The 3,100-nt window shown below is 73.2% G+C and carries 3 protein-coding genes; 2 read left to right on the plus strand and 1 reads right to left on the minus strand.

What is annotated here, in order from left to right; translation table 11 throughout:
• Window positions 1-43 precede the first annotated feature (43 nt).
• A complete protein-coding gene (locus ACWEVO_RS33645) occupies window positions 44-2,152 on the minus strand; it encodes a PhoX family protein (RefSeq protein WP_452311453.1) in 2,109 nt (702 codons plus the stop codon).
• A 239-nt stretch (window positions 2,153-2,391) separates the two neighbouring features.
• On the opposite strand from ACWEVO_RS33645, the gene ACWEVO_RS33650 reads away from it, so the two are divergent.
• Together ACWEVO_RS33650 and ACWEVO_RS33655 are read left to right on the plus strand one after the other, a co-directional pair.
• Window positions 2,392-2,886 (plus strand): sigma-70 family RNA polymerase sigma factor, encoded by a 495-nt coding sequence (locus ACWEVO_RS33650; RefSeq protein WP_452311455.1) that lies wholly within the window; start codon window positions 2,392-2,394, stop codon window positions 2,884-2,886.
• Window positions 2,883-3,100: anti-sigma factor family protein (locus ACWEVO_RS33655; protein ID WP_452311454.1), on the plus strand; the 218-nt coding region annotated here is incomplete at its 3' end. The genes ACWEVO_RS33650 and ACWEVO_RS33655, both read left to right, overlap by 4 nt.

Consider the following 3,100-nt stretch of genomic DNA (forward strand, 5'->3'; position numbering starts at 1 on the left):
GGGGCCCTCGGGGCGGTCCAGCGCCGGACCGCCAGGGGGAACGTCAGCTGCCGACCGGGCCGCCGTCGAGGCGCCAGGTGACCACCACGCCGGGCTTGGCGAAGTCGCCGTCGGGCCAGGTCGACGCCGGGTTCTCCACCGAGGCGCCGGTGATCTCGCCCGGGTGCTGCACAGCCACGAAGACCGAGCGGTTGTCCCGGGTGATGAACGGGCCGCAGGTCTCCGCGCCCACTGGCACGGTGAGGAACTGCTTCAGGTGACCGCGTTCCGGGCCCTCGATGGCGGTGGCGAAGAGGCCGTCGTTGCTGCCCAGCGCGTTGCCGTCGGTGGCGATCCAGAGGTTGCCGGTGGCGTCGAAGGCGACGTTGTCCGGGCAGGAGATCGGGGAGACCTTGGCCTTGTCGTACCCGGCGAAGTGGGTCGACGGGTCGGCCGGGTCACCGCAGACGATCGGCAGCGACCAGGCGAAGCTCTCGCCGGTGTGGTCGCCCCGGTCCTCGACCAGCTCCAGGATCTGCCCGTGCTTGTTGAGGTTGCGCGGGTTCGCCTCGTCGGCGGCGGCCTTGCCGGCCTTGCCCCGGTCGGTGTTGTTGGTCAGCGCCACGTACACCTTGCCGGTGAGCTGGCTGGGCTCGACGTCCTCCGGCCGGTCCATCTTGGTGGCGCCCACCTTGTCGGCGGCGAGCCGGGTGAAGGTGAGCACGTCGGCGGCGGTCATCCCGTCGACGTACGAGCGGTTGCCGCTGACCAGCCTGATCCACCGGCCGCGCCCGTCGAACGCGCCGTCCGAGGGGAGCGTGCCGGTGCCGTCGACCTCACCGGCGCTGTTGCCGGTCAGCGCGGCCACGTAGAGCGTGCCGGACTCCAGCAGGGTGAGGTTGTGCTTGCGGGCGACCCAGGAGCTGCCCGGCATGAACTTCTTGTCCGAGACGAACTTGTAGAGGTAGTCGAACCGCTCGTCGTCGCCCAGGTAGGCCACCACGTGCCCGTTCCCGGCCACGATGACGTTGGCGCCCTCGTGCTTGAACCGGCCCAGCGCGGTGTGCTTGCGCGGGCGGCTCTCCGGGTCGAACGGGTCGATCTCCACGATCCAGCCGAACCGGTGCGCCTCGTTGGGGTGCTTCGCCAGGTCGAAGCGCTCGTCGGCGCGGTCCCACTTGCGGCTGCCGCTCGGGTAGCGCACGTCGGTCGGGATGCCGTACCGGGCGAGCCTGGGCTTCAGCTCCTCGGGCGCGCCGTCGCCGCCGACGAAGTACTGGTTGAAGTTCTCCTCACCGGAGAGCACCGTGCCCCACGGGGTGACCCCGCCGGCGCAGTTGTTGAGGGTGCCCACCACCGTACGGCCGGTCGGGTCGGCGGCGGTGCGCAGCCAGGCCGAGCCGGCCGCCGGGCCGGTCAGCTCGAACGTCGTGGCCAGCGCGGTGACCCGCCGGTTGTACTGGCGGCGGCCGCCGCGCACCGGCCGCCACCGCCCCGTGCCGTCGACCCGCTCCAGCTCCACCACGGACATGCCGTGCGCGGCCATGGCCACCCGCAGCTGCTCCACCGTCAGCGCGTCCTGGCTGGTGAAGCCGGGGAACATCAGGTCCTCGTTGGTGTACTCGTGGTTGACCACGAGCAGCGCCCGCTTCCGGTCGATCGGCAGCACGCCGACGAAGTCGTTGTTGTAGCCGAACTGCTTCGCCTGCGCGGCGGCGGTCTGCCCGTGCACGTCGAAGTCGGGGGCGCCGGGCACCACCGGGTCGCCCCACTTCATGACGACGGCGTGGTCGTACCCGTTCGGCACGACCAGGGAGTCGAGCTTGTTCGGCGGGATCGGCTTGAAGGTCAGCGCCCCGCTGCCGACGCCGCCGCTCGGCACGGCCTCCGGCGCCACCGGGGCGGCGGGCGCGGCGGCGGCCGGCCCGGCCCCGGCCAGCGCGCCGGCGACGGTGCCGCCGAAGCCGAGCACCAGGGCGCCGACCGCGCCGGCGCGGACCACGCCGCGGCGGGACACCTCGGTCTCGACCAGGTCCCCGAAGTACGGGTTGGCCGAGGTGTTGGGCACCGGGTGGTCGCAGGCGTTGCCGCACCGGTACTGGCAGGTCATCGCATCGCGGGTACCGTGCCGGGGCGTGCCGAGCAACGGAAGCAGCCGGGGACGTTCACTCATGGGGTGGGGCCTCCCGATTGGACGTCGGTGGCGCGCCCGGGCGTCGGCGCGCGCGTACGGGCCGGACGCTGCCAGGGCGCGGTGAGCGGCCGTCGGCACGAGCGTGAACCGGACGTGAACAGCTGCGGCGTGACCTGGGACTGAACCGTTCGGCGTCACGGCACGTATGGATGAGCGAACGTATCGCTGGTCTCGCCGCCGGAAGCGAGGTGCCCGCCATCAGCGACCACGACGCCCAACTGCTGCGCGCGTTGCACGACGAGCACGCCGACGCGCTCTTCGCGCATGCCCTCCGGCTGGTCAACGGTGACCGGTCGCGCGCCGAGGACCTGGTGCAGGAGACGCTGCTCCGGGCCTGGCGGCACCCGGAGTCGCTGGACCCGGGGCGCGGCTCGGTCCGCGCCTGGCTCTTCACCACCGCCCGGAACCTGGCCATCGACGCCTGGCGGCGCCGCTCGACCCGGGTCGGTGAGGTCTACACGGACGAGCTGCCGGAACCGCCGGATACGGTCGACGAAGCGGAGCGTGCGGTGGAGGCGTGGACCGTGGCGGAGGCGCTGAACCGGCTCAGCCCCACCCACCGGGAGGTACTGGTGGAGTGCTTCTACCAGGGCCGGTCGGTGGCGGAGGCGGCCGCCCGGCTGGGCGTGCCACCGGGCACGGTGAAGTCCCGCACCCACTACGCGCTGCGCTCACTACGGTTGGCGCTGGCCGAGATGGGGGTGACCGGATGACCCGCTGCGAGTTCGCGCACGACGACGGCGCGTACGTGCTGGGCGCCCTCGCCCCCGCCGAGCGGGCCGCCTACGAGCGGCACCTGGCCGGCTGCGCCGCCTGCCGCGAGGCGGTGGCCGAGATCGCCGTGCTGCCCGGCCTGCTCGGCCGGCTCGACCCGGCCGGGCTGGAGCAGTTCCTGGAGGTCGGCCCGGCGACCTCCCGGGTGCCCGC

This window comes from Micromonospora sp. NPDC003776, assembly GCF_053605645.1.

What these genes read in the sequence shown, in the direction of transcription:
- ACWEVO_RS33645 (WP_452311453.1), bottom strand. Translation starts at nt 2,152, where the DNA reads ATGAGTGAACGTCCCCGGCTGCTTCCGTTGCTCGGCACGCCCCGGCAC.